Origin of the sequence: Streptomyces sp. NBC_01351 (genome assembly GCF_036237315.1) — a bacterium.
In the GTDB taxonomy this organism is placed as follows: domain Bacteria; phylum Actinomycetota; class Actinomycetes; order Streptomycetales; family Streptomycetaceae; genus Streptomyces.
Genome location: NZ_CP108356.1, coordinates 4,753,985 through 4,780,166, shown reverse-complemented (window position 1 = coordinate 4,780,166; position 26,182 = coordinate 4,753,985). Strand labels below are relative to the sequence as shown.

The 26,182-nt window shown below is 72.4% G+C and carries 18 protein-coding genes; 9 read left to right on the top strand and 9 right to left on the bottom strand.

The window, feature by feature from the left end:
- Positions 1–8: 8 nt before the first annotated feature.
- From OG625_RS22100 to OG625_RS22065, 8 genes are all read right to left on the bottom strand, one after another.
- Positions 9–1,664 carry an FAD-dependent oxidoreductase gene (locus OG625_RS22100; protein WP_329383830.1) on the bottom strand — a complete coding sequence of 552 codons (1,656 nt, stop codon included), beginning with the start codon at positions 1,662–1,664 and terminating at the stop codon, positions 9–11.
- Positions 1,661–4,063, bottom strand: a complete 2,403-nt coding sequence (locus OG625_RS22095; protein WP_329383828.1) for a molybdopterin oxidoreductase family protein — start codon at positions 4,061–4,063, stop codon at positions 1,661–1,663. The genes OG625_RS22100 and OG625_RS22095 overlap by 4 nt, the downstream gene beginning before the upstream one ends.
- Positions 4,056–5,459, bottom strand: a complete 1,404-nt coding sequence (locus OG625_RS22090) for a nitrate/nitrite transporter (protein ID WP_329383824.1) — start codon at positions 5,457–5,459, stop codon at positions 4,056–4,058. Before OG625_RS22090 ends, OG625_RS22095 begins: the two co-directional genes overlap by 8 nt.
- Before the next feature lie 259 nt (positions 5,460–5,718).
- Positions 5,719–7,137: a 3-carboxy-cis,cis-muconate cycloisomerase gene (gene pcaB, locus OG625_RS22085; RefSeq protein ID WP_329383821.1), complete on the bottom strand. Its 1,419-nt coding sequence runs from the start codon at positions 7,135–7,137 to the stop codon at positions 5,719–5,721.
- Complete coding sequence (locus OG625_RS22080; RefSeq protein ID WP_329383818.1) at positions 7,134–9,122, bottom strand: FAD/NAD(P)-binding protein; 1,989 nt, start codon at positions 9,120–9,122, stop codon at positions 7,134–7,136. Before OG625_RS22080 ends, pcaB begins: the two co-directional genes overlap by 4 nt.
- Positions 9,119–10,690: a class I adenylate-forming enzyme family protein gene (locus OG625_RS22075; protein ID WP_329383815.1), complete on the bottom strand. Its 1,572-nt coding sequence runs from the start codon at positions 10,688–10,690 to the stop codon at positions 9,119–9,121. Before OG625_RS22075 ends, OG625_RS22080 begins: the two co-directional genes overlap by 4 nt.
- 152 nt (positions 10,691–10,842) lie before the next feature.
- Positions 10,843–11,391 carry an SRPBCC family protein gene (locus OG625_RS22070; protein ID WP_329383812.1) on the bottom strand — a complete coding sequence of 183 codons (549 nt, stop codon included), beginning with the start codon at positions 11,389–11,391 and terminating at the stop codon, positions 10,843–10,845.
- 207 nt (positions 11,392–11,598) lie between these two features.
- Positions 11,599–12,594: an NADPH:quinone reductase gene (locus OG625_RS22065; RefSeq protein ID WP_329383809.1), complete on the bottom strand. Its 996-nt coding sequence runs from the start codon at positions 12,592–12,594 to the stop codon at positions 11,599–11,601.
- 211 nt (positions 12,595–12,805) lie between these two features.
- On the opposite strand from OG625_RS22065, the gene OG625_RS22060 reads away from it, so the two are divergent.
- The 8 genes from OG625_RS22060 to OG625_RS22025 all read left to right on the top strand — a co-directional run bounded on the left by OG625_RS22060 (position 12,806) and on the right by OG625_RS22025 (position 21,417).
- On the top strand, positions 12,806–13,978 hold the full coding sequence (locus OG625_RS22060; protein ID WP_329383806.1) for a 3-deoxy-7-phosphoheptulonate synthase: 1,173 nt from the start codon (positions 12,806–12,808) through the stop codon (positions 13,976–13,978).
- A 19-nt stretch (positions 13,979–13,997) separates the two neighbouring features.
- Positions 13,998–14,768, top strand: a complete 771-nt coding sequence (locus tag OG625_RS22055) for a 2,3-dihydro-2,3-dihydroxybenzoate dehydrogenase (protein WP_329383803.1) — start codon at positions 13,998–14,000, stop codon at positions 14,766–14,768.
- A gap of 52 nt (positions 14,769–14,820) precedes the next feature.
- Entirely contained in the window at positions 14,821–15,444 is a 624-nt protein-coding gene (locus tag OG625_RS22050) for an isochorismatase family protein (protein WP_329383800.1), read from the top strand.
- The gene (locus OG625_RS22045) at positions 15,441–17,342 is read left to right on the top strand and encodes an anthranilate synthase family protein (RefSeq protein WP_329383797.1); all 1,902 of its coding nucleotides are present in this window, start codon (positions 15,441–15,443) and stop codon (positions 17,340–17,342) included. The genes OG625_RS22050 and OG625_RS22045 overlap by 4 nt, the downstream gene beginning before the upstream one ends.
- A gap of 165 nt (positions 17,343–17,507) precedes the next feature.
- Positions 17,508–18,530 carry a 3-oxoacyl-ACP synthase III family protein gene (locus OG625_RS22040; protein ID WP_329383795.1) on the top strand — a complete coding sequence of 341 codons (1,023 nt, stop codon included), beginning with the start codon at positions 17,508–17,510 and terminating at the stop codon, positions 18,528–18,530.
- Positions 18,531–18,585: 55 nt separating this feature from the next.
- Complete coding sequence (locus tag OG625_RS22035) at positions 18,586–19,410, top strand: arylamine N-acetyltransferase family protein (RefSeq protein ID WP_329383792.1); 825 nt, start codon at positions 18,586–18,588, stop codon at positions 19,408–19,410.
- 16 nt (positions 19,411–19,426) lie between these two features.
- Positions 19,427–21,040: an FAD-dependent monooxygenase gene (locus OG625_RS22030; protein WP_329383789.1), complete on the top strand. Its 1,614-nt coding sequence runs from the start codon at positions 19,427–19,429 to the stop codon at positions 21,038–21,040.
- Between the two features lie 197 nt (positions 21,041–21,237).
- Positions 21,238–21,417 (top strand): hypothetical protein, encoded by a 180-nt coding sequence (locus tag OG625_RS22025; protein WP_329383786.1) that lies wholly within the window; start codon positions 21,238–21,240, stop codon positions 21,415–21,417.
- Positions 21,418–21,508: 91 nt separating this feature from the next.
- Here OG625_RS22025 and OG625_RS22020 read toward each other — a convergent pair whose 3' ends face one another.
- On the bottom strand, positions 21,509–24,616 hold the full coding sequence (locus OG625_RS22020; protein WP_329383783.1) for an AfsR/SARP family transcriptional regulator: 3,108 nt from the start codon (positions 24,614–24,616) through the stop codon (positions 21,509–21,511).
- Between the two features lie 356 nt (positions 24,617–24,972).
- On the opposite strand from OG625_RS22020, the gene OG625_RS22015 reads away from it, so the two are divergent.
- Entirely contained in the window at positions 24,973–26,151 is a 1,179-nt protein-coding gene (locus OG625_RS22015; protein WP_443067897.1) for an IS701 family transposase, read from the top strand.
- The last annotated feature ends 31 nt before the right edge of the window (positions 26,152–26,182 follow it).

Genomic DNA, 26,182 nt, shown 5'->3' with positions numbered 1-26,182 from the left:
GCGCCGGTTCAACTGCCGGTCGCGGCAGCCTTGGTGGAGGCCAGGGCGGTGCAGATCGACTCCACCTGGCGGGTGCAGCCACCGCAGCCGGTGGTGGCGCGGGTGGCGGCGGCGAGGTCGGCGACCTCGCGGGCCCCGGCGTGCCATGCGTCGGTGAGGTCCTGGTGGGTGACGTTGTTGCACAGGCACACGACCGTCTCGGGGCAGAGCTCCGCGGAGCCCTTGCGCGCGACGCGCGGAGCCCGGCCCAGGAGCAGGCTCAGCCGGTCGCGCGGGACGGGCAGGTCGTGCACGTACAGCTCGGTCGTGGTGGCGATGGCCCGGTCGAAGCCGAGGAGGACCCCCGCTGCGATGCGCTCGCCGGTGAGTTCCAGGCGGGCGTAGCGGCCGTTCGCCGGGTCGTCGAGGGTGATCGTCTCGTCGGCGGGGGCGCTGCCGGGCATGCCCAGGACGACGAGGCCTGGGCCCGCGATGCGGGGGCGCAGCACGCGGCGGGCGGCGGCCACGCCGCGGGCGCCGGTGGTCAGGTGGCGGGCGAGCGCCTCGGCCTGGGCCCAGCCGGAGGCCAGGGAGCCGCCCCGGTTGCCGCGGTGCTCGGCGCAGTCGCCGATGGCGTGGATCAGCGGATCGTCGGTGCGCAGGCGGTCGTCGACGACGATGCCGGTGCGCACGCTCAGCCCGGCGGCGCGGGCCAGCCCGGTCTCGGGCAGCACGCCGGTGCACAGCAGCAGGGTGCCGGCGGGCAGGGTGCGGCCGTCGGCCAGGGTCAGGGTGCCCGGCGTGCCCGGCGTGCCGGGGGTGCCGGGGGTGCCGGGGGTGCCGGGGGTGCCGGGGGTGCCGGGGGTGCCGGGGGTGCCGGGGGTGCCGGGGGTGCCGGGGGTGCCGGGGGTGTACGAGGCCGCGGGCGTGCCGGTGACGACCTCGACCCCGGCCGCGGCGAGCCGGCCGGCGACGATGGCGCCGGCGGCCTTGTCCAGGAGGTGGTCTACGGGCCAGGGGCCGGGGTGGACGAGGGTGACCGGCCGGCCGTGGAGGGCCAGCGCGAAGGCCGCTTCGACACCCAGGGACCCGGCGCCGAGGATAGTCACGGGGGTGCGGGCGGCCACGGCGGTGAGCCGGGCGCAGTCGGCGAGGGTGCGCAGGACGGCGACACCGGCGGCGAGGGCGCCATCGGAGACGCCGGCGGAGGCGCCGCCGGAGACATCGGCTGGGGTGCCGCCGGAGGCCCCGTCCGGGGCACCGCCGGAGGCCCCGGCTGGGATGCCGTCGGAAGCGCCGGCTGGGGCGCCGTCGGGAGTGCGCAGGCCGGGCAGGGCGGGCAGCAGCGGGGTGGCTCCGGTGGCCAGGACCAGCCGGGCGTACGGGAAGGCGCGGCCGTCGGCGGTGTGCACCAGGCGGCGGGCGCGGTCGATGCGGACGGCGCACGCCCCGGTGTGGATCGTGGTGTCGCCGGGCGGCGGCGGGAGCTCCATGGCCTCCGGCGGGAGGCTGCCGTCGAGGGCGGAAGTGAGCAGTGCCCGGTGGTAGGCGGGTACATCCTCGGCGCCGAGCACGGTGACGGGACCGTCGCAGCCGAAGTGGCGCAGCCGGTCCAGGAGTTGGTGGGCGGCCGGTCCGTTGCCGACGACGAGGAGGGGGGCGGCGGCGGGCGGAGTCTCAGTCATGGGCGGGCGTCCTGGAGGAGTGCGGCGGACGGGGCTTCGGCCGGCCCGGACGCGACCGGCACGGACGGCGCGGGCAGCACGAGCACGGGGGCCGTGGCCGGCGCGGGCACCGCGGGCACGCGCGGTACGGGCGGCGCGGCCGACACGGGCGCGGGCACGGGCACGGGCCGCGCGGGCAGGGGCCTGGGCGGCTCGGTCTCGGTGTCCTCGTCGGCTTCGTTCCCGCCGGCCTCCGGGGACTCCGGTTCGGCGGGTTCGATGCGGACCGCGCACACCTTGAACTCGGGCATCCGGCTCCGCGGGTCGAGGGCGTCATTGGTGAGCAGGTTGGCCCGCCCGGCGCCCGGGAAGTGGAACGGCAGGAACACGGTGTCGGTGCGCAGGGTCGGGTCGAGCCGCACCCGGGCGAGGGTGGAGCCGCGTGCCGAACTGACCCGGGCGTGGCCGCCGTCGGTGAGGCCGGCCCGGGCGGCGGTGTCGGGGTGGACCTCGACGTGCGCCTCGGGGGCGGCGGCGATCAGCTGGGGCACCCGGCGGGTCTGCGCCCCGGACTGGTACTGGGCGAGGACCCGGCCGGTGGTGGCGTACAGCGGATGCCCGGAGTGCACCTCCTCGGCGGGCGGGCGGTGTTCCACGTCGGCGAAGCGGGCGCGGCCGTCGGGGTGGGCGAAGCGGTCGAGGAACAACCGGGGGGTGCCGGGGTGGTCCCCGGCCGCGTCGGAGGCCTGCGGGCAGGGCCAGTGCAGAGCCTCCCCCGCGTCGAGGCGTTCGTAGCTGATCCCGGAGTAGTCGGCGGGGCCGCCCCGCGAGGCGCGGCGCAACTCCTCGAACACGGCGCGGGGTTCGGTCGGGTAGCGCTCGGGGAGGTCGCCCAGCCGGGTGGCGAGGCCCTGCAGGACGGCGAGGTCGGAGCGGGCCCCGGGGGGCGGGGAGAGCAGCCGGCGCCGGCGCAGCACGCGGCCTTCGAGGTTGGTGAGGGTGCCCTCCTCCTCGGCCCACTGGGTGACGGGGAGCACCACGTCGGCCATGCGGGCGGTCTCGGAGGGCACGAAGTCGGCGACGACGAGCAGGTCCAGGCTCTCCAAACGCTTGCCGATGTGGGCGGCGCGCGGGGCGGAGACCACGGGGTTCGCGCCGAAGACGAGCAGGGCGCGCGGGCCGCCCTCGGTGCCGAGGGCGTCGAGGAGTTCGTAGGCGCTGCGGCCCGGGCCGGGCAGGGTGTCCGGATCGACGCCCCAGACGTCCGCGACGTGCGCGCGGGCCGCCGGATCGGTGATCATCCGGTAGCCGGGCAGCTGGTCGGCCTTCTGGCCGTGCTCGCGGCCGCCCTGGCCGTTGCCCTGGCCGGTGAGGCAGCCGTAGCCGCTGCCCTCGCGGCCGGGCAGGCCCAGGGCGAGGGCCAGGTTGATGAAGGCGGCGACGGTGTCGGTGCCCTTGCTGTGCTGCTCGGCGCCCCGGCCCGTGAGGACGTACGCGCGGTCGGCGGCGGCGAGCATCCGGACGGCCTCGCGCTGGTCGCTGACGGGGACGCCGGTGACCTTCTCGACGCGCTCGGGCCACCAGGAGGCGGCGCGCTTCCACGCGGCGTCGAAGCCCGTGGTGCGCCGGTCGACGTAGTCCCGGTCGGCGTGGCCGTCGACGACGAGGATGTGGAACAGGCCGAGGGCGAGGGCCAGATCGGTGCCGGGGCGCGGCTGGAGGTGGAGGGCGGCGCGCTCGGCGGTGGGGGTGCGGCGCGGGTCGATGACGATGAGCCGGGCGGCGGTGAGGTGCCGCATCAGCGGGGGCATCGTCTCGGCGGGGTTGGCCCCGGCGAGCAGGACGGTGTCGGCGGATCCGAGGTCGGTGACGGGGAACGGCAGTCCGCGGTCCAGTCCGAAGGCGGCGTTTCCGGCGGCGGCCGCGGAGGACATGCAGAAGCGGCCGTTGTAGTCGATCTGGCTGGTGCCGAGGGCGAGGCGGGCGAACTTGCCGAGCAGGTAGGCCTTTTCGTTGGTCAGTCCGCCTCCGCCGAAGACTCCCACGGCGTCGGGGCCGTGCTCGGCGCGCAGCCGGGCCAGGGAGGCCGCCACCGTGTCCAGGGCGGTGTCCCAGTCGGTGGGGCGCAGGGTGCCGGACGCGTCGCGGACCAGGGGGGTGCGGATCCGGTCGGGGGTGGTCAGCAGGGCGGGGGCGGTCCAGCCCTTCTGGCACAGGCCGCCGCCGTTCACGGGGAAGTCCGGGTCGGGCCGGACGGAGGCCCCGTCGGCCCGGCCTTCGGGGTCGCCGGCGGTGAGCAGCGTGCCGCATTGCAGGGCGCAGTACGGGCAGTGGGTCCGTACCTGCCCGGCGTCGGCCGGTACCGGCCCGGCGCCGGCCGGCGCGTGCGGGGCGCCGGCCGGCGGCGTCGGGTCAGGCATGGATTCTCTCCGTCGAGCGGTGGTCGTCGGCAACTGCAGTGGCGGGTACGGCGATCGGGGCGGCAGCGCGCTCGCGGCGCAGGTACACGGCCCAGGTGACGGCCCCGCAGAGCGCGTAGTAGCCGATGAAGGACAGGAAGGCGGGGGTGCCGCTGCCCGCGCCGCCGCCGTAGGCGCTGCGGAAGGCGAGGTTGATGGCGACTCCGCCGAGGGCGCCGACCGCACCGGAGATGCCGATGGCGGCGCCGGAGAGGCGGCGGGCGGCGGCGAAGGCCCGGGTGGCGTCGTGGCCGGCCACGATGCGGGTCTCGGCCTGGTGGGTGAAGGCGGCGGGGATCAGCTTGTAGGTGGAGCCGTTGCCGATGCCGCTGAGCACGAACAGGACGGTGAAGCCGCCGATGAACACCGGCAGCGAGCGCTGTTCCGCGGCGAGGAGCAGGACCCCGGTGCCGGCCGCCATGCCGGCGAAGGTGAGGAGGGTGATCAGGGCGCCGCCGAACCGGTCGGCGAGCCAGCCGCCCAGCGGGCGGGCGAAGGAGCCGAGCAGCGGACCGAGGAAGGTGTACGAGGCCGCTTCCAGCGGGGTGGCGCCGAACTGGGTCTGCAGGACCAGGCCGAAGGCGAACCCGTAGCCGATGAAGGAGCCGAAGGTGCCGATGTAGAGGAGGGAGATCAGCCAGGTGTCGCGCTGGGCGAGCGCCTCGCGCTGGGCGCCCGGGTCGGTCCGTACGGCGGCGATGTTGTCCATCTTCACGGCGCACAGCACGGAGACGAGCGCGATGAGCGGGAGGTAGAAGGCCGCGATGTACGCCGGGTGGGTGTCACCGACGGTGGAGATGACGAGCAGGCCGAGCAGCTGGACGGCGGCGACGCCGAGGTTGCCGCCGCCGGCGTTCAGGCCCAGGGCCCAGCCCTGGTGGCGCCGGGGGAAGAAGCTGGTGATGTTGGTCATCGAGGAGGCGAAATTGCCTCCGCCGACCCCGCCGAGGGCGCTGATCACCAGGAACACCCACAGGGGGGTGCCGGGGCGCTGGATGAAGACAACGGTGAGCACGGTCGGCACCAGCAGGATCGCCGAGGCGAAGACGGTCCAGTTGCGGCCGCCGAACCGGGTGACGGCGTAGCTGTACGAGGGTCGCAGGAGGGCGCCGACCAGGGTGGGGGTGACGACGAGGAGGAACTTCTCGTCCGGCGCGAATCCCAGGCCGATCTCGGGCGTCATGAAGAGCACCAGGACCGACCACATGCTCCAGATGGAGAAGCCGATGTGTTCGGAGGCCACGGACAGGTAGAGGTTGCGGCGGGCGATGCGCTTGCCGCCGCGCTCCCAGTACTGCTCGTCCTCGGCGTCCCAGTCCTCGATCCAGCGGCCCTTGGCGGATCTCGCGGCATTCATCGGTTCCTCCTTGTGTGGGATCCCGGTCAGGAATTCGAAGGGGTCTCAAGTGCTGTGGCCGGAAAGGTTTGCCGGGTCGCGGTGTCCGGTGCATGGGGTCTCCCCAGGCCCGCAGGGCCGGGGGGAAGCATCGCAAGGCGGAGGGCCACGGCTCGTACTGGACGTACTTCCGTGGTCCGACAACGCGGCGAGGTGCCGTGCCTGGGGGCACCTCCCAGCGGTAGCTGGGGGAGCGCCGCGACCCGGTGGACCTTTCCGGTCACAGCACTTGGTCGGCGTCGGCCAGCGCGCGGTCGACGAGTGCGCCCGCGCCCCCGCTGTACAGGGCCGGGTCGCAGAGCCGCGCGACGGCGGCGGCGGAGAGTCCGTGCGCGGTGCGGGGCATCGCTGTGAGCACGGCGCTCAGGGGCCGCCCGCTTTCGGCGGCGATCGCCGATGCCTCGGTCAGGAGCTGCTTCGCGGCGGCCTTGCCCAGGCTCGGGGCGAGGCGTGCGGCGATCCGTTCGGAGACGACCTGGCCTCCGGTGAGGTCGAGGTTCTCGCGCATCCGGGCGGCCCGGACCTCCAGGCCCCCGGCGAGTTCCACGGCCGTGTGGGTGGCGCCTCCGGTCAGGCGCAGGCACTCGCGCAGCAGCTGCCACTCGGCGTGCCAGACGCCTGCGGACCGCTCGTCCTCCGTGACCAGGCACTGCGTCAGACCGGCGGCGATCACCGGGACTTGGAGGGCCGCCGCGCGGATCAGCGTGGCGAGCACCGGGTTGCGTTTGTGCGGCATGGCGGAGGAGCTGCCGCGCCCGGCGGCGGCGGGCTCGGCGACCTCGCCCACCTCGGTCCGGGTCAGCGACTGCACGTCGACCGCGATCTTGCCGAGGGCTCCGGCGGTGAAGGCCAGTGCGGCGGCGAGGTCGGCGAGCGGGGTGCGCAGCGCGTGCCAGGGCAGTACGGGGCGGGCGAGCCCGGTCTCGGCGGCGAAGGCGTCGACGAGCCGGTCGAGGTAGGGGGATCCGGCGTCGGCCGCCACGTCGGGGCGGTCGATGTCGGCGTACTCCAGGTAGCCGGCGAGGGTGCCCGCGGCCCCGCCGAGCGAGACCGGCAGGCCCTCGTCCAGGACCCGGGCGAGGCGTGCGTCGGCGTCGAGGACGAGCCGGTGCCAGCCGGCTGCCTTGAGCCCGAAGGTGGTGGGCACGGCGTGCAGGGCCAGGGTGCGCCCGGCCATCAGGGTGTCGCGGTGGGTGGCCGCGAGGCCCGCCAGGGCCTGCGCGGTCCGGGCCAGATCGGCCCGGACCAGGCGCAGGGCCCTGGCGGCCACCAGCATGGCGCCGGTGTCGAAGATGTCCTGGCTGGTGGAGCCCCGGTGGACGTAGTCCGCCGCTTCGGGGTTCCGCTCGCGGACCACCGCCGTGAGCGCCTGGACCAGGCCGACGACCGGGTTGGCGGTCTCCCGGGCGGCGAGCGCGAGCCCGCGCAGGTCGAAGTTCTCGGCCCGGGCGGCGGCGGTGATGGTGTCCGCGGCGGTCTTCGGCAGGGTGCCGAGGCCCGCCTGGGCCCTGGCCAGGGCGGCCTCGGCGTCGAGCATGGCCTGGAGCCACGCCCGGTCGCCGACGGCCGCCTCGGCCGGGGTACCGGCCCGCACGGGGGAGAGCAGGCCGGAGTCGGTGAGGAGGTCCTCCTCGGTCATACGATCACGCCGGGCAGGACGCCCTCCGCCGTGTCGTCGGTCACGGCGTGGATACCGGCCGGCGCGTGCGCGACGGGCGGCAGGGCCAGGATGGCGCGGGCGATGGCGTCGGAGTCCCCGAGCGTCACCGAGTCCACGCCGGGCCGGATGCCGGCGGCGGTCACCCAGTGCACGGACTCGGTGGGCACCCCGTAGGCGAAGCGGCGCGGGTGGGCGGTGCCGCGGGCGTCGATGAGCCGGTAGGGGCGCTCGGTGACGGCGAGGCCGCCGGTCTGGTAGCCGCCCTGGCCGCCGGTGATGACGTACGGCTTGGCCTGGTCGGTGTCCAGCAGGTGCTGGAGCAGCGGGTCGGCGGTGCGCCGCAGGTCGGGCTCGGGCAGCCGGGCCTCGATGAGGACCTGTGCCTTGATCGTGGTGCCCGGTACGGTCGACGACTCGGCCAGGTAGGTCTGGGAGTTGGTGTCGATCCTGACCTGGGTGCCGGGTCCGGTGAGGGTGAGGATGCCCGCCTCGATCAGGGCGACCATCTCCTCGATGCGGGTGGCCGGCGGGCCGATGGAGAGGAAGCCGTTGAGCGGGGTGTACCAGCCTTCGAGGTCGTCGCGGTGCGAGTCCCCGTCGAGGCCGCCGTGGTCGACGGCGAGGCGGACCTCGTTGCGCAGGTCGCGCAGGACGTCGAGGGCGGACTTGACCGGGCCGCTGACGTTGCCCTGGCGGGCGGCGGTGACGTCGGCGAGGAGGTACTCCACCAGCCACTTCTGGAAGGCGTCGCGGTCGGCGAACTGCGTGTCGCCGTACGGGAGGGAGAGCTTCTCCCAGCTCCAGTGCTGGTCCTCGGAGATGCCGTACTCGGCGAGGAGGCCGGTGCGGGCCTCGTCCTCCTCCAGGCCCAGGTAGGACTCGACGAAGGCCTCGCGCTCCTGCGGCCGGCCGGCCGCGGCGAGCAGGGCGCCGTAGTAGACGCTCTCCACCTCGCGCGAGATGTAGGGCCACAGGTCGGCGTTGAAGGTGACCGTGCCGCCTTCCTCGGCGCGCCGGCGCAGGCCCTGGACGTAGTCCGGGGTCAGCAGCTTGGGGAAGTAACGGCCGTACGCGCCCTTCTCGTTGTCGCCGCGGGCGTGGTACGGGATGCCGCGCCGGGAGAAGGCGTACAGCCGGGGCTCCTGCCCGGACGGCTGGTAGGCGAGCCTGCCGTTCTCGTCGCGGACGAAGACGCCGCCGCGGCCGTGGCTGAACAGCGACATGTAGTCGAAGAAGTTCAGGCCCAGGCCGCGCAGCAGCACCGACTGGCCGGGCTTGATCTGCGCGAGGTCGGCGTCGGCCGGGTTGCCCGGCGTCAGGTACGTCAGGTAGTGGATGCGCGCCAGGGAGGCGGTGCGGGCCTCGCGCGGGGTCAGGCGTGCCGGGACGTGCCCCTGCGCCAGGATGATGGCGTCGAGGTTGTTCAGGCGGGTGCCGTCCTCCAGCCGGACGCCCTGCGGACCGCCGGGGATGCCCTGGGTGTCGGCGAGGGCGACGGCGCGGGAGCCGTGGACGTGCACGGTGACGTGCTTGGGGGCGCCGACGATGACGCGCTGGAAGCACTCGCCGAGGTAGCTGCCGTAGAAGGCGCGGGTCGGGTAGGTGTCCGGTCCCATGGCGGCGGCCTCGGCGAGGGTGCCGTCGTCGTAGCCGCCGAACTGACCGAGCACGGAGAGGGACTTGGCCCACTCGTAGAGGGTCGGGCCCGGCTCGATGGGGCCGTCTATCCGGCAGCTCTCGTCCGTGTAGACGGTGATCTGGCAGGCGACGGTGTTCATCAGCAGGTGGCGGGACTGGCCGGGGCGCCAGACCTTGCCGGCGCCGGGCGCGGACGGGTCCACGACGTGGATGGCGACCGAGTCGTGCGAGGGCCGTTCGCGCTCGTTGGCGGCGAGGCGCTCGACGACGGACAGGCCGCGGGGACCGGCCCCGACGACGCAGATCTCGATGGTGGAGTTGCTCATGCCGTCTCTCCCATGTCAGCGGCAACCAGGCGGGCGAGCTCCAGACGCTTGATCTTGGTCGTGGAGGTTTGCGGAACGTCTTCGAGGCGCCACTGGACCGGGTCCGCCAGCTTGGGCAGGCCGATGACCGCGGACTTCCACGCGATCAGGTCGAGGGGCTTGTCGTCGCGGGTGCACACCACGGGGACGGGGACGCCGTCGGCGCCGGGGATGATGATGACCTCGATCAGCTCGTGGAGGCGGGTGAAGAGCTTGTCCTCGATCTCCAGCGTGGAACCGATGCCCGGGATCTCGTCGACCTCGCGGTCGAGCAGGTGCAGGCAGCCCCACTTGGTGCGGTAGCCCAGGTCGCCCATGCGCCACCAGCCGTCGTGGACCTGCTTCTCCCAGCGCTCGTGCTCGTCGAGGTAGGTGATGATGCGGCCGTCGGACTTGATCTCGATGAAGCCGGGGTTCGTCTTGGAGACGGGGTTCCCGTCGCGGCTGACGACGCGGACGCCGGTCATGCCGGGGAACGGCGATCCGACGCAGCGGCCGTCGAAGTCCGCGCCGCCCTTGCGGGTGTAGGTGCGGGCCGCGATGGGGCCGACCTCGCTCTGGCCGTAGGCCTGGGCGAAGAGCGGGTTGCTGCGCTTCGTGGCGTTGAGCAGGATGCTGACCGTGCGCGGGTGGATCGCGTCGAAGGTCGAGCTGAAGTACTTGACGTTGGCGAGGGGGCCGCGCGGGTCGTCGGCCAGCGCCTCCCAGCGCAGGAAGGTGTTGGGGTGGGCCTCGATGAAGCCGGGCGGGACCTGGGCGAAGATGTCGCCGACGGCCTCCGGGTCGTCTTCCTTGAGGACGATCAGGGTGTGGCCCTGGAGGATCGAGATCGGCATGGCCGTGAACATCCGGGAGTGCACGAACGACACGTGCACGGCGACGGGTTCGCGCTTGCCGACGGCCGAGAACACGGTGGCCTGGGGGCGGTAGCGGGCCTCGAAGGTGTGGCCGGTGTGCACGGCGAGCTTCGGGACGCCGGTGGTGCCCGAGGTGTGGGTGATCAGGGTCGGGTGGTCCGGCGGCATCGGAATGGCCGGGACGCGGGTGGCGCCCGCGAGGCCGGCCAGCTCGACGGCCCCGTCGTAGGAGCCCGTGGTCAGCAGCACCTCGGCGGTGATGTCGAAGATCTCGGCCGGCAGGTGGTGGTCCAGCTTGTCCTGGTCGGTGATCAGGAAGGGCTGGTCGATCCGGCGGACGAGCACCGCCACCGTCTCGCCGTCCAGCTTCGGGGAGAGCAGGGCCGGGATCGCGCCGATGCGGGCGATCGCGCAGGCCAGCAGGGAGATGTCGAAGCCGTCGGACTTGTGGACGACGACGTGGTGGTTCGGGCGTACCCCGGCCGCCCACAGACGGGAGGCGAAGTCGTCGACCAGGTCGGCGAGTTCGGTGAAGGTGGCGCGGCGCCCGAGCTGCGGGGCGATGTCCAGGTCGTGGTCCAGGACCACGAGGCCGGCGGGGGTGCGGGCGGCCGCTCGGTCGAAGAGCGTACCCAGCCGGATGCCCTTGTTTCCTATGCGCTGGAGAAGCATGGCCTCGTTCTCTCAGGAGTGTCTACGGTGGCGTACGGGGAGTGGTGGGCCGACGGCCGCGAACGGCCGACGCCGGACCACCTGGGCGGCGCCGGCCTGCCGGGACGGCGCGGGGAGGCGCGGGGAAGCGCGGAAAGACGCGGGGAAAGGGCTCAGCGGCCTTCGACGACGTCGCGGATCCGGGCGAGGGTGGCGTCGAGGTCCTGCTCGAGCTTCTCGGTCCAGTCGGTGATGAACTGCTTGCGCTCGACCTCGTCCAGATCGGCGACGATCTTGTGGATGCCGGCGGTCGCCTTGCCCATCCGGAAGTGGTGCACGAGGACGGAGCCCTCGCCCTGCTCGGCCGGCTCGATGTCGAAGCCCCAGATGGACTCCTGGTCCTCCTGGGCGTGCGTCAGCATCATCCAGCGGAAGGTGCGGCCCGGCTCGGCCGCCGTGACGCGGGCCTCGGTGTACCAGGTGCCGCGGATCAGCGGGGCCCAGCCGACGACGTCCTCGGCGCGCAGGTTCTCGCCGCGGAAGACCGCGCCGACGCTGGAGGGCTCACCGGAGATCCACTCGCCGCCCATGCACTCCGGGCTCCACTCGGCGCTCCGGGTCAGGTCGCTGACGACGTCGTAGATCTCCTGCGCGGTGGCCGCGACGGGAATGCCCGCGCGGATCTCGAAAAGCGGGACGGAATCGATGATGGAGTTCGTCATGACCAAAACGCTATCGGCCGGGAATTCGACGACCAACGGACTTCCGCAGGGTCCGTCAGGTTCTACGCGGAAGCAATTCGGGCCGAATTCGGGCACGTCGAGGCGGCACCGCGGAAATGATTCCGCGGCGCCGCCCGGATTTCACTGAACCGGAAATGGACGCCAAGGGCGCCAAGGGCGCACCGGCATTTATGCGGAATTCCCGATTCAGCTCCCGCCGGTTCCGGGGCCCGCCCGAAGTACGAGCTTTCCCGTCACCTTGCCCTCGTCCAGCAGGCGGTGCGCCTCCGCCGCCGCCGACAGCGGCAGCACCTCGGTGGCGCGCGGCCGGAGCAGTCCGGCCGCCGTCAGCTTGTTGACGTGGGCGGCCGCGGCGGCCAGCCGGCCGGCGGTTGCGTGCGAGATGGCGAACCCGCGCACCGAACAGTCCTTGAGGTAGAGCGGCCCCACCGGGAGCACCGGACGGGTGCGCAGCCCCGCGAGCAGCACGATGCGGCCGCGGCTCGCCAGCAGGTCCACCGCCGTCTCCAGGTCGTTGCGGCCCGAGGTGTCGATGTGGATGTCGACCCCGTCCGGGCTGAGCTCCCGGATCCGGCCCGGTACGTCGGGGTCGGCGTAGTCGATGACCTCGGCCGCGCCCAGGCCCCGTACGTAGGCGAAGTCGCGCGGCGAGGACGTCGCGATCACCCTGGCTCCCGCGTGCGCGGCCATCGTGACCAGCGCGCTGCCCACGTTGCCCGCGGCGCCGGCCACCAGCACGGTGTCCCCGGCGGTGATCCCGCCCTGGTCGAAGAGCGCGAGGTACGCGGTGACGGCCGGGTGCGCGAGGGCGACCGCGTCCTCGGGGTCCACCCCGGCGGGCAGCGGGTAGAGCCGGTCGGCGGGGACCACGGCCTGTTCGGCGGCGGCGCCCTGGCGGCCGTCGTGGCCGAGGCTGTTGCACCAGACCCGGTCGCCGGGCGCGAAGCGGTGCCGGACGGCACTGCCCGTGGCCAGCACCGTACCGACGAGGTCCCTGCCGATCACGAAGGGGAAGTCGAGCGGAGTGCTCCAGGCGCCCGAGCGGACGAAGGTGTCGACGTGGTTGACGGAGACGACGTCGACCGCGACGAGGACGTCGGTCGGACCCGGCTGCGGAGCGGGGAGCTCACCGAAACGGATGACCTCCGCGGGTCCCAACTGTTCGATATAGGCGGCATGCATGGGTCGGATTCTGATCGGGGCGGCCGCTGCGGGAAACCTCCTCCCACTCGTTTGTCAGGTATAGCGGAACGGATAGCGCTCTCCCCGTGGCCACTTGACGGAGTGCCCGGCGGACCGTGGTCGCTCCCGCGAATTCAGCCGAGTATCCGTATTCCGCCACCCCTCCATTCTGCCCATTTGCACCCGCCGCTGCCCATGACCAGGAGTTCCCGTGGTTACAGCCCCGCTTGCCGTCAGAACAGAGTCCGCCCTCCAGCAGCCCGACTGGGCCGATTTCCCGGAACTGCCCAAGGTGAAGGAGGAGCTTTCCCGCCGTCCGGCTCTGGTCAACGCCGGAGACGTCCGCCGGCTGCGTTCCCACCTCGCCCGGGTCGCGGCGGGCGAGGCGTTCGTCGTCCAGGCGGGCGACTGCGCCGAGGACCCGTCGGAATGCGACGCCGGCTACATCGCCCGCAAGTCCGCTCTCCTCGACCTGCTCGCCGGCACCCTGAAGATGATCACCCACAAGCCGGTGGTCCGGATCGGACGCCTCGCCGGGCAGTTCGGCAAGCCCCGCTCGCGCCCGACGGAGATCGTCGACGGGATCGAACTGCCCGTCTTCCGCGGGCACATGGTCAACGGCCCCGAGGCGAGCCTGGCCGAGCGCATCCCCGACCCGCACCGACTGCTGTCCGGCTACAAGGCCGCCGCGGAGGCCATGGCCCACCTCGGCTGGACCGACCCGGCCCGCCGCTCCGGCATCTGCCCGCCGGTGTGGACCAGCCACGAGGCCCTGCTCCTCGACTACGAACTGCCCATGATGCGCTGGGACGAGGAGGGCAGCCCGCTGCTGACCTCGACCCACTTCCCCTGGATCGGCGAGCGCACCCGCCAGATCGACGGCGCCCACGTGGACATGCTCGCGGGCGTCGTCAACCCCGTGGCCTGCAAGGTCGGCCCGTCGATGGACCCGGAGGAGCTCGTCGAGCTGTGCCGGCGCCTCGACCCGTGGCGCGAACCCGGCCGCCTGACCCTCATCGCCCGCATGGGCGCCGACCTCGTCGCCGAACGGCTGCCCGCGCTCGTGGACGCCGTCGTCCAGGCCGGCCACCCGGTGATCTGGCTGACCGACCCGATGCACGGCAACACCGTTTCCTCCCCCGGCGGTCTCAAGACCCGGCTCGTCGACACCGTCGTCGAAGAGGTACGGGGCTTCCAGGAGGTCGTGGTCCGCCGCGGCGGCGTCGCGGGCGGCCTGCACCTGGAGACCACCCCGGACGAGGTCACCGAGTGCACGACCGACGCGGCCCGCATCCACGCGGTCGGCGAGAACTACACGAGTTTCTGCGATCCGCGCCTCAATCCTCACCAGGCCTACGCCGTGGTGTCGACGTGGCGGACCTGAACGAGCAGGGAGTTGGGACATGGACAACAAGGTCGCCCTCGTCACGGGAGCCGCAGGTGGCATCGGTCTGGCCGTAGCCCGCCGGCTCGCCGAGGAGGGCGCGGCAGTGGCCGCCGTCGACCGCGACGCCGTCCGACTGCAGGAGGCGGTGGAGAAGCTCACCGCCGACGGGCTGAACGCCCACGCGTACCCGGCCGACGTCACCGTCACCGCACAGGTGGAGGCCGTCGTCGACGACGTCGAGCGCGAACTCGGCCCGCTGGACATGCTCGTCAACACGGCGGGCATCCTGCGCACGGGCGAGGTGAAGGACTTCAGCGACGAGGACTGGCTCCAGACCTTCGAGGTCAACGTCAGCGGCGTCTTCCGGCTGTCCCGCACCGCCGTCAACCGGATGATTCCGCGCAGCCGCGGAGCCATCGTCACCGTCGCGTCGAACGCCGCCGGCACCCCGCGTGCCTCGATGGCCGCCTACGGGGCCTCGAAGGCCGCCGCGACGATGCTCACCAAGTCACTCGGCCTGGAAGTCGCCAAGCACAACATCCGCTGCAACGTCGTCGCCCCCGGGTCCACCGACACGGCGATGCTCGCCTCCATGTGGGAGGACGAGCAGGGCCCCGCCAAGACCATCGCGGGCAGCCCCGAATCCTTCAAGATCGGCATCCCGCTGGGCAAGCTCGCCCGCACCGAGGACGTCGCCGAGGCCGTGCTGTTCCTGCTGTCCGACCGCGCGGCCCACATCACCCTGCACGTCCTCACCGTGGACGGCGGCGCCACGCTCGGCGTGTGACGTCCCGTGCCACGCCGCCCCTTCGAGGAACGAGAATCCGAGAGGAACATTCATGGCCGGCATACCGACCATCGAGCCCTATCCCCTCCCCACCTCGGGAGAACTCCCCCCGTCCGTACCGCAGTGGTCGTTCGACGCGGACCGGGCCGTCCTGCTCGTCCACGACATGCAGCGGTACTTCCTCGCGCCGTTCCCCGAGGGGCTCCGCGAGGAGCTGACCGGCAACGCCGTACTGCTGCGCGAGCACTTCAAGGCGGCCGGCGCCCCCGTCGCCTACACCGCCCAGCCCGGCGGCATGACGCCGGAGCAGCGCGGCCTGCTGGCCGACATCTGGGGCCCGGGGATGCGTACGACCCCCGAGGACCGGGAGGTGGTCCCCGCCCTCGCCCCCGTTGACGGGGACTGGGTCTGCACCAAGTGGCGCTACAGCGCCTTCTTCAACACCGACCTGCTGGAGCGGATGCGCGCCGCGGGCCGCGACCAGCTGGTCATCTGCGGCGTGTACGCCCACGTCGGCGTCCTGACCACGGCCATCGAGTCGTTCAGCCACGACATCCAGACCTTCCTCGTCGCGGACGCGATCGGCGACTTCAGCGAGCAGGACCACCGGCTGGCCGTCGAGTACGCGGCCAAGCGCTGCGCGGTCGTCACCACCGCGAAGGAGATCGCCGGATGAGTTCGCCGCTGCTGGCCCGCGTCCTCGGCCCCAACCCGCCCCCGTTCGCCCTCCTCTACCGCCCGGAGGCCTCCGGTCCCGGCATCCTCGACGTCATCGTCGGCGAGACCGCCACCGCGGCGACCCTGGCGGAGCTGCGCGCCCCCGGCGCCACCGCCACGCCTTCCGCGCCCGGCAGCGGCGCCCGCCACGAGGTGCTCGCGCTCGTCCCGTACCGGCAGATCGCCGAGCGGGGCTTCGCCGCGCCCGAGGAGGACACCCCGCTGGTCGCGATGACCGTCACCGACCAGGAGCGCGTCTCGCTGGTCGAGGCGCTGTCGCGGATCCCCGACCTGCCGATCGAGCTGGACGGCGGAGCGTTCGACATCTCCGACGAGGAGTACGCCGACACCGTGCGCCGGGTGATCTCGGAGGAGATCGGCGAGGGCAAGGGCGCCAACTTCGTCATCAAGCGCTCCTGGAACACCGCCATCCGCTCGTACTCCACCGACCACGCGCTGACCCTCTTCCGGCGGCTGCTGGAGCGGGAGTCGGGCGCGTACTGGACCTTCGTCGTGCACACCGGCGAGCGCACGCTCGTGGGCGCCAGCCCCGAGCGGCACGTCAGCCTGCGCGACGGCACCGCGGTCATGAACCCGATCAGCGGCACCTACCGCTATCCGGCGGCCGGGCCCTCGCTTCCCGAGGTCATGGACTTCCTCGCCGACACCAAGGAGGTCGACGAGCTGTACATGGTGGTGGACGAGGAACTGAAGATGATGGCCCGGATCTGCGAGGGCGGCGCCCGGGTGGACGGTCCGTACCTCAAGGAGATGGCCCGCCTCGCCCACACCGAGTACTTCATCGAGGGCCGCAGCGGGCACTCCCCGGAGGAGATCCTGCGCGAGACGCTGTTCGCGCCGACCGTCACCGGCAGCCCCCTGGAGAGCGCGGCCACGGTCATCGCCAAGTACGAGCCCCAGGGCCGCGGTTACTACAGCGGAGTGCTGGCGCTGATCGGGCGCGACGAGCGGGGCGGCCACGCGCTGGACTCGTCCATCCTGATCCGCACGGCCGACATCGGCGCCGCCGGCGAGGTCCGGATCGGCGTCGGGGCCACCCTCGTACGGCACTCCGACCCCTGGTCGGAGGTGGCCGAGACCAAGGCGAAGGCGGCCGGGGTGCTCTCGGCGCTGGAATCGGGGGGCGGCCGGACCCGGTTCGCGTCCCACCCCGAGGTCCGGGCGGCCCTGGAGGGGCGCAACCGGACGATCGCCGACTACTGGCTCAAGGAGGAGCAGGACCGCCTGGCCGTGGATCCGGCACTGGCCGGACGGCGCGTGCTGGTGGTGGACGCGGAGGACACCTTCACCGCGATGATCGCCCGCCAACTGGTCTCCCTCGGGCTGGACGTGACGGTCCGCCGGTTCGACCAGGCGTACTCCTTCGACGGGTACGACCTGATCGTGATGGGCCCCGGCCCCGGCGATCCCCGCGACAGCGCCCATCCCAAGATCGACCACCTGCGCACGGCCGTACGGACCCTGCTGGACGAGCGCAGACCGTTCCTGGCGGTCTGCCTGAGCCACCAGGTGCTCTCCACCACCCTCGGCTTCGAGCTGGTGCGCCGCGACGAACCGAACCAGGGCGTGCAGAGGGAGATCGACTTCTTCGGCCGGCCGGAACGGGTGGGCTTCTACAACACCTTCGCCGCCCGCTCCTCGGTGGACTCGGCCATCATCCCCGGCATCGGCCTCGTGGACATCAGCCGCGACCCGCGCAGCGGCGAGGTGCACGCGCTGCGCGGCCCGCACTTCGCCTCGATGCAGTTCCACGCGGAGTCGGTGCTGACGCTCGGCGGCCCCCGCATCACCGGGGACCTCCTCGCCTCGCTGACGGCGCGGATGCTCGCCGCCTGACGCCGGCGGCCGCGGGGCGGTCCGCACCTTCCACAGCCCCGTCCCGGGACGGCCGGCCCGGACCGCCCCGCGCCCCGCATTACCTGACAAGGTCCCGCGGCCGCCGTTGTCGGTATTTCCCCGGGACGGAACCATAAGTTTCACGCTGTTGAGGAGCCGAACGAAATGATCACGACGGGAATTCACGGTGTTCGGAATGCTGTTTCGGTGGGCGTGCTGGGCACGGGCTCTTACGTACCGTCTCACGTCGTCTCCAACGACGAAGTCGGCGCTCCGGCCGGAGTCGATCACGAATGGATCTTCGGCAAGACCGGCATACGCAATCGCCGTTGGGCGAAGCCCGATGAGGCGACGTCTGATCTCGCGGTGATCGCGGGGCGCGCGGCGCTGGAGAGCGCAGGCATCCGCGCCGCGCAGTTGTCCCTGATCGTGGTGGCGACGTCCACCCCCGACCAACCGCAGCCGCCGACCGCGTCGGTGGTCGCCGCCGAGCTCGGCGCGGACCACGGCACCGCCGCCTTCGACGTCAACGGCGTGTGCACGGGCTTCCTGTTCGCCCTGACCACGGCGCAGAGCATGCTGGCGGCCACCGCCGCCGGGGGCTACGCCCTGGTCATCGGAGCCGACGTCTACTCCCGCATCCTCAACCCCGAGGACCGGCGCACCACGATCCTGTTCGGTGACGGCGCGGGCGCGGTCGTCATCGGCCCTTCGACCGGGGAGGACCGCGGCGTCCTCGCCAACCGCCTCGCCAGTCACGCCTCCGACCGGCACCTCATCGAGGTCCCCGGCGGCGGGAGCCGTATTCCGGCCACCGCCGAAACCCTCGCCGAGGGACTTCAGTACTTCACCATGAACGGCCGCGGCGTACGGGATTTCGTGACCGCTCACGTTCCGCCCGCCATCCGTGAATTCCTCGCGGAGCACGACCTCACCCCGGCGGACCTCGCGCATTTCGTTCCGCACCAGGCCAACGGCCGGATGCTGGAATCCCTCTCCGCGGAATTGGGAGTGGACGCGGACCGTACGTGGACGACGTACGAGGAATTCGGCAACACCGGGGCGGCCTCCGTGCCGATCACCCTCGACCGCGCGGCACGCTCCGGCCGGCTGAACGCCGGCGACCTGGTCCTGCTCGCCGGCTTCGGCGGCGGCATGGCCCTCGGCCTGTCACTCATCCGCTGGTAGGCCCCGCTCCCCCTCTCCCCCTGGACCCAGGGACGACACCCCTCAAGGAGATCCCATGCTGGACGCAACCGTGATCGACGACGCCACGGTCGACGCCTACCTGACCCGGATCGGCGCGAGCCGTCCCGCTCGGCCGGACGCCGCCGGGCTGCGGCACCTGACCGAGCGCGCCGTGCTGTCCGTGCCGTTCGAGAACCTCGACTACCACCTCGAGGGCCGCGAGATCCACATGGACAAGCGGTCCGTGGACAAGATCGCCCGCGAGCACCGCGGCGGCGGCTGCTACGAGGTCAACCCCGCCCTCGGCTTCGTCCTGGAGGCCCTCGGCTACGACGTGGAGATCCTGCCGGGCCGCGTGCACCGCCCGGAGGGCCTCGGTCCCTTCCTCGGCCACCTCGCGCTGAAGGTGACCATCGGCGAGGAGATCTACCTCGTCGACACCGGCTTCGGCCGCAACAGCCGCTTCCCGCTGGACTTCACCAGCCGCGAGGTGCAGAGCGACCCGCACGGCGAGTTCCAGCTCAAGGACGTCGAGGGCCAGGCCGGCACCGTGGACCTCTGGCTGGGCGGCCGGCCGCTCTACCAGGTCGTCGAGACCCCGGTCCGCATCGAGGACTACGGGCCGTCGCTGTGGTGGTACCGCACCGCCCCCGACTCCTCCTTCCTGCAGGCCCTGTTCTGCTCGATCCGCACCGAGAACGGCCTGGTGACCCTGAAGGGCCGTCACCTGAACGTCGTGGACGGCGAGCAGCGCTCCAAGACCGTCCTGGCCGATGACGCGGACGTCATCGCCGCCTACAAGACCCACTTCGGCATCAGCCTCGACCGGCTGCCCGCCGAGCCGGAGAACTCCACCACCACCGGCGTCCGTACCGACTGAGAGAGTCCCAGAGGCCATGGCTGACCTGATCACCGGCGAGATCCGGACCACGAGAGAGAGCGAGGCGGCCTCCGCCGCCCGGCCGTCCGACCTGGACGTGCTGGTCGTCGGGGCGGGCCCCACGGGCCTGCTGACCGCCGTCGAGCTGCTGCGGCGCGGCATCCGGGTCCGGGTGATCGACCGCGCCACCGAACCCATGCTGACCCCCAAGGCGCTGTCCGTCTGGCCCCGCGCCCTCGACATCCTCGAGGACACCGGGCTGGGCGAGGTCGTCGGCGAGGAGTCCGTACGGATCAACACGCTGAGCTACTTCTCCGAGCGGCGCCCGCTGGCCTCCTTCGGGTTCTCGGACGACCTGGCGTGCCGCACCCTTCCGCAGCACGTCACCGAGCGGCTGCTGACCGAGCGGCTGCTCGAGCTCGGCGGGAAGATCGAGCGCGGTGTCCGGCTGCTGGCGCTGGACGGGGTGGACTACTCCGGCCGGATCGAGTCCACCGACGGCGTGACGGCCGTACTGGAGACGCCCGAGGGCCTGGAGCGGGTGCGGGTGCCGTTCGTCGTCGGCGCCGACGGCGCGGGCAGTGCGGTCCGCGGCCAGCTCGGCATCGGCTTCGAGGGTTCCACGTACGAGATGGCCTTCGCCCTGGTCGATGCCCGCATCGAGGGGTACCTGCCGCCGGACGAGTGCCACTTCTACCAGTCGGCGAACGGCGCGCTGGTGATCGTGCCCATCCCGGGCGGGATCTTCCGGTTCCTGTCGGTGATGCCGCAGGGCAACGGCGAGGTCGACGCCACGATGATGCAGTCGATCATCGACGAGCGCGGACCGCGCGGGGTGCGGATCGAGGAAGCGGTCTGGAAGGCGGTGTTCCGGGTACATGCCCGGCGCGCGAGCGAGTTCCAGCGCGGCCGGGTCTTCCTGGCCGGCGACGCCGCCCACGTCCACAGCCCGGCCGGCGGCCAGGGCATGAACAACGGCCTCCAGGACGCGCACAACCTCGCCTGGAAGCTCGCCGCGGTGATCCGGGGCGAGTCCCCCTCCTCGCTGCTCGCCTCCTACGGCACCGAGCGGTCGGAGGTCACCCGGCAGATCGTGCGCGACACCGACCTGCAGACCAGGGCGTGGGTGGCGAAGGCCAAGGCGACGGTGGCGGCCCGCGACGCGGCGTTCCGGCTGCTGGACCGGACCGGGATCGTCTCGGAGTTCTACGCCCCGGTCATGGCCGGCCGCCGGCTGTCGTACCCGGCGACCCGCGACAGTCAGCAGCCCTCGGGCTGGACCGGCTGCCGCGTCCGGCGGGCCCTGCCCGGCGCGCTGGAGGTCGGCGCGGTTTTCCCGCGGCGCCTGGCACTCGCGTACGGCATCTCGGGGACCACTGCGGACCCGCACGGCTGGCACCTCGCGGTCGTGTCCGACGGCAACCGGGAGTGGGAGGAGGAGCTCGGGCACGTGGTGGCGAAGTGGCCGCTGCTGCGCCGGGTGACCCTGCGCCGCCGGGACGCCGCCGCTCAGGCGGGGTGCCGGGCGGCGGGTTATTACCTGATCCGGCCGGACGGACACATCGCGGCGCACGGGCATGCGCGGGACCTGAGCCGACTGGAAGCGGAATTGCGCCTTTCCCTTTCCTGACCGGCAATTGATCGAATTCCAGCCACACAATTCCAGCCAATGCCACCGAGCGAAATCAATGTGCCCCCGCGTCCACGACCCCGTTCCCTCATTACGGTCGCCTTAGGTAACTGCGCGGGAACCGTACGGGAACGCCCCTTGCGAATCTCTGTTTGTCGAAAGCGGCACGGAACTTGAACAAACACAAGGGGAACGAAATGCGCGGCAAGCTCGCTGGTCTGGTCGGTATCTTCGCGGTTGCTCTCGCCCTCGGTCTGGGTGTCTCGGTCGAGCAGGGCAACCAGGCCGACGGGACCGGCACGGGGCGCGTCGTCCTGGCCGAGGTCAAGGGCCCGAACTCTCCGACCCCCGCCCCCTCCCCTTCCCCGGCCCCGTAGCCCGTCTGCCACACATGACAGTGGTGCCCCGTCCGGCTTCGGACGGGGCACCACTGTTTTCGTTCCCGCATCTTCGTGCGCGGCGCAGGTGTCACCGGCGGGCGCCGGGCGGCACTCCCATGGCCTTGAAGAGCGTGTCGGCCCGCTCCCGGTACTCGGCCGCGGCCGGCCTGCCGAGCTGCTCGGCGGCAGTTGCCATCCCGTCCAGGGCGTGGGCCATCTCCACCCGGTACCCCGCGCCCTCGGCGTACGAGAACGCCCGCTCGTGCAGGCGCAAGGCCTCCTCGTGCCGTCCACTGCGGCTGTACTTGAGCGCCAGAACGTTGTCCACGCGGGAGCGGCGCTGTGGCGAGGTCGTCGGGGTGATCAGTTCCAGTGCCGTGTCCTCGTGTTCCTGCGCGCGCCGAGTGTCACCGAGCCGATCGCACACGTCCGAGGAGACCGCGAAGACCAGGACAAGAGCCCAAGCCGGGCAGGCGCTTCCCAAGGAGAGCGCCTGAGAGAGACTGGATCGCGCCTCCTCCAACTCGCCTTTGCCGCACTGCGCCAGAGCCAGATTCGTCCATGCGGTGGCCTCCAACTCCAAGGAGGGGGAGGACCGGCAGATCTCGATCACCTGTCGAGCGGCATCGGCCGCCTCGTCGTGGCGGCCGAGCGCCAAGCACACCGTGCTGACGTTGTTCCAGTCCTCCGTCAGCTGCTGTGGCATCTTGGCGCTGCCCCGCCGGAGACCCCGCAGGGCCTGCATCGTGTGGTCGTACGCGTTGGACAGGTTCCCCAGCCCGTAGTGGAGGAGGCCGAGCAGCCCCAGGCTGACCGCCTCGTCTCCCGCGTCGCCGGACTTCCTTGACCAGTCGAGCGCCTCCTCCCCCGCCTCCACGGCCTCGGTGAAGCGGCCGAGCTTCCAGCGGGCGACCCCCAGGTTGTTGAGGGTCCGGGAGATGAGCTGGGAGTCGCCCATGCGCCGTGACGCCGTCAGACCGGCCCGGGACACCGCTTCGAACTCGGCGAACCGACCACGGAGATTGAGATGGAAGGCAGCGTTCCTGGCCAGGACGAACACCTGTTGGGGCGATCCCTCGTCTGCGACCTGCACCAGCAGGGTCTGGATGCCCGAGACCTCCCTGTCGAACCACTCCAGGGTCCGGTCCTCGTGTCGCATCGACGGCAGCGCACAATCGGACCCCGGCCCCGAGCCCGCGAGATTCATCTTGCGTCGGGTGGGGAACAGGAGCTCGCACGCGGCCTCGGTCGCCTCCGCGTAGTACCCGAGCAGCCGTCCGGCGGCCTCGCGGCCGGCCTCGCCCCGCTTTCCGTCCCCCAGCGACAGCGCATACGTCCGCACCAGGTCGTGGAAGGCGTACAGCCCCGGCTCGTTCTGTACGAGCAGGTGCATGTCGAGGAGGTCCTCCAGCATGTCCTCCGCGTCACGGACCCCGGTCTCCAGCAGTGCGGCCGCCGAGTAGACGTCGATCACCGCGCCCGGGTGCAGCCCCAGCAGGACGAAAGCCGTACGCAGTTCCTCCGCCATCGCCCGGTAGGACAGGCTCAGGGTCGCCGCCACACTGCGCTCGCCCGCGCTGAGCTCGTCGAGCCGGCGCGTCTCGTCCTCCAGCCGTTCGACCAGGTAACGGACGGTCCACCGGGGACGGTTGCGCAGGCGGGCCACCGCCAGGCGCAGGGCCAGCGGCAAGTGGCCGCAGAGCTGCGCGAGTTCGGTCGACGCCTCGGGCTCCCGGCAGGCGCGGTCGTCACCCAGCACCTCGGTGAGCATCGCGCGGCTCTCCTCGGGGGACATCACGCCGAGCGAGATCCACTGGGCCCCGTCGAGGTCGAGCAGCCGGGCCCGGCCGGTGACCAGCACCAGGGACTCCGACGAGGGCGGCAGCAGGGGCAGCACCTGCCCGGCGTCGAAGGCGTTGTCGAGCAGGAGCAGCAGGCGCCGGCCCGTCAGGGTGGCCCGCCACAGGCCGATCCGGCCCTGCTCGTCGTCCGGGATGCTGTCGGCGGGCACGCCGAGGACGCGCAGCAGCCCGCTGATGGTGGCGCCGGGACCCACCGGCTCCTCGCCCGGCGTGAATCCGCGCAGGTCGATGTAGAGCCGGCCGTCCGGGTACTGCTCCGCCAGCTGGTGCGCCACGCGCACCGCCAGCGAGGTCTTGCCCGCGCCGCCCATGCCGTCGATCGCGACGACACTGGGCCCCTCCCCCGCCTCGTGACCACAGGCCTCCAGCACTTCGGCCAGCTCGCGTTCGCGCCCCGTGAAGTCGGGCAGGTTCGGCGGAAGGGTGCAGGGCGCGCCGCGCGAGTCGGCCCCCCAGGGCGGCCGACCGGCCCCCTCGGCGTCCGCATCCGCATCCGCTTCCGCGGCCTCGGGCCCGGGCCCGGCCGCCGGCCGGGCGAGCATCACCGGCGCGGCCGCGGCCTCCGGGCCGGTCAGTTCCGGGGAGGCGCGCAGGATGTTCTCGTACATCTTGGTCAGCTGCGGGCTCGGGTCGATGCCGAGTTCCTCGACGAGCAGCTCGCGGACCTGCGCGTACTCGGCCAGGGCATCGGCCTGCCGACCCGAGCGGTACAGCGCCAGCATCAGCTGTCCGCGCAGCGTCTCGCGCAGCGGGTGCTGTGCGATGAGGGTCCGCAGGTCGCCGACGACCTCCCCGGCCTCCCCCAGCGCCAGGCGCAGTTCGCAGAGCTGCTCGGCAGCGCCCAGCCGACGCTCCTCCAGCACCGCGGCCGCCGCCTGCACCACCGAGCCGCCGGCCCCGGACAGCACCGGACCGCGCCACACGGCCAGGGCGGCGCGCAGGCTCTCGGCCGCTTCCCGGGCGCGCCCCCCGGCGGCGGCCTGCCGGGCTTCCTGCGTATGCGCCAGGAATTCGTGCAGGTCAAGCTGACTGCCGGTCACCGCCGAGCGGTATCCGGGACCGTCCGTGATGATCGCTTTTCCGCCATCCGGTATCCGGCGGCGAAGGTCCGCAACGGCCTTGCGTACCTGATGTGAAGCGGTTACCGGCGGTTCTTCGTCCCATACCGCCTCGACAAGACGGGCAACAGGGACAACATTCCCCGGTTCGAGCAAGAGCGTGGCAAGAACCCGCTCATGGATTTGTCCACCAAGGCGAATTTTCGCCTCTCCCGACCAGCCTTCCAGCGGTCCCAGGACGTTGAACCGAATATGGCTCTGCGACTGATTTGACATACCCCTCCACCCCCGGTCCCTCGCATTATCCCTGGTAGAGACCAATATTCCCAGATCCTTTGGAAGCTATCAGCCCTCCGGTAGCGGATCGGGAACGAGGCGGGAACGCCAACTCCGAGAGTGACTCCCTGACTCGGACACGGGGAGCAGAGATGAAAACTTTCGGACTCGGCGGCGGACACAGGACCGTTCGCCGTTCGGCACAACACGCCGGTACTCGGCCGGCCGCCGCACACAGCGCCTACCAGACGCCGCCCGCCACACCCCCCACGGCACAACCGGCACGACCGACCTCCCCGCCGGCCGCGGGCTCGGCCACCACCATGGCGGAGCAGCGGGTCCGGATGCGGGAGGCCCTGCTCGCGGAGCTGGGCCCGGCGCTCTTCGCGTCGCTGCGCCGCAGCGACCAGCGCACCCGCGGCGAGCAGTACCTGCGCGGCCTGCTGTACGCCGAGGGGCGCAAGTCCATCCGCAATCTGGCGGGAGTCGTCGGCGGCGCGGGCACCGAGCAGTCACTGCACCACTTCATCACCGAGTCCACCTGGGACTGGGACCCGATGCGCGCGGCCCTGGCCCGCCACGTGGAGCGCATGGTCCGGCCCAAGGCCTGGGTCGTCCAGTCCATGCCGATCCAGAAGGCCGGCGAGCGGTCGGTGGGCATCGACCGGCGCTTCGTCCCCGAGCTCGGGTACTCCGTCCACGGTCAGCACTCGTTCGGGCTGTGGATGGCCTCGGAGGCGATGAGCGCCCCCGTGAACTGGACCCTGTCCCTCTCCTCCTCCTGGCTCCAGGACGAGGAGAAGCGCCGCCTGGCCAACATTCCGGACTGGGTGGAGGAGCGGTCGCCGGGCGAGTGCGCCGCCGGGGTGGCCCTGGACGCGCTCGAGTGGAACGTCGAGCGCCGCCCGGTGGTCATGCCCTCCCGGGACTTCGTCAGCAGCGCCGTGCTGAGCCGCTTCCACGCCGCCGGCGTTCCCGTCATCGCCCGGCTGCGGCCCATGGACCAGCTGCGGGTGGGCGACACCGCCATGCCCGGTTACGGAGCCGGCCCCATCCCGGTCTCCGACATGCTCCAGCACATCCGCGCACTGCGCCGGCCCGTCGAGTGGCTCGACGGCGCCGGTGGCGTGCCGGTCGTCCGCAGCAGCCTCGTCGCGGGCATCCGCGTCGAGGTGCCGCAGGCCCGCCGGTCGGCCTCCGGACCGCAGCAGTGGCTGCTGATGGGCGAGTGGACCAACCCTGCGGGCCCGCCGAGCGAGTTCTGGCTCACGGATCTCACCACCACCTCGCTCGACGGGCTGATGCGGATGGCCAAGCTCTCCCACCGGGTCGCCTTCGACATCGCCTCCACGGGTGAGCAGGCCGGACTGCGCGACTTCGCCGGCCGCTCCTTCCAGGGCTGGCACCGTCACCTCACTCTCGCTTCGGCCGCCCACACCGTCGCGACCGGCGCCGACCACGCCGCATCCCGCACTCGGGCGGCGGGTTCGCCCGGCAGTCCGTCCGCGGGCCGGCCGCAGCAGCGGCAGCGCTGAGACGTGTCGTGCGAGGGTGCCGGTACGCCGC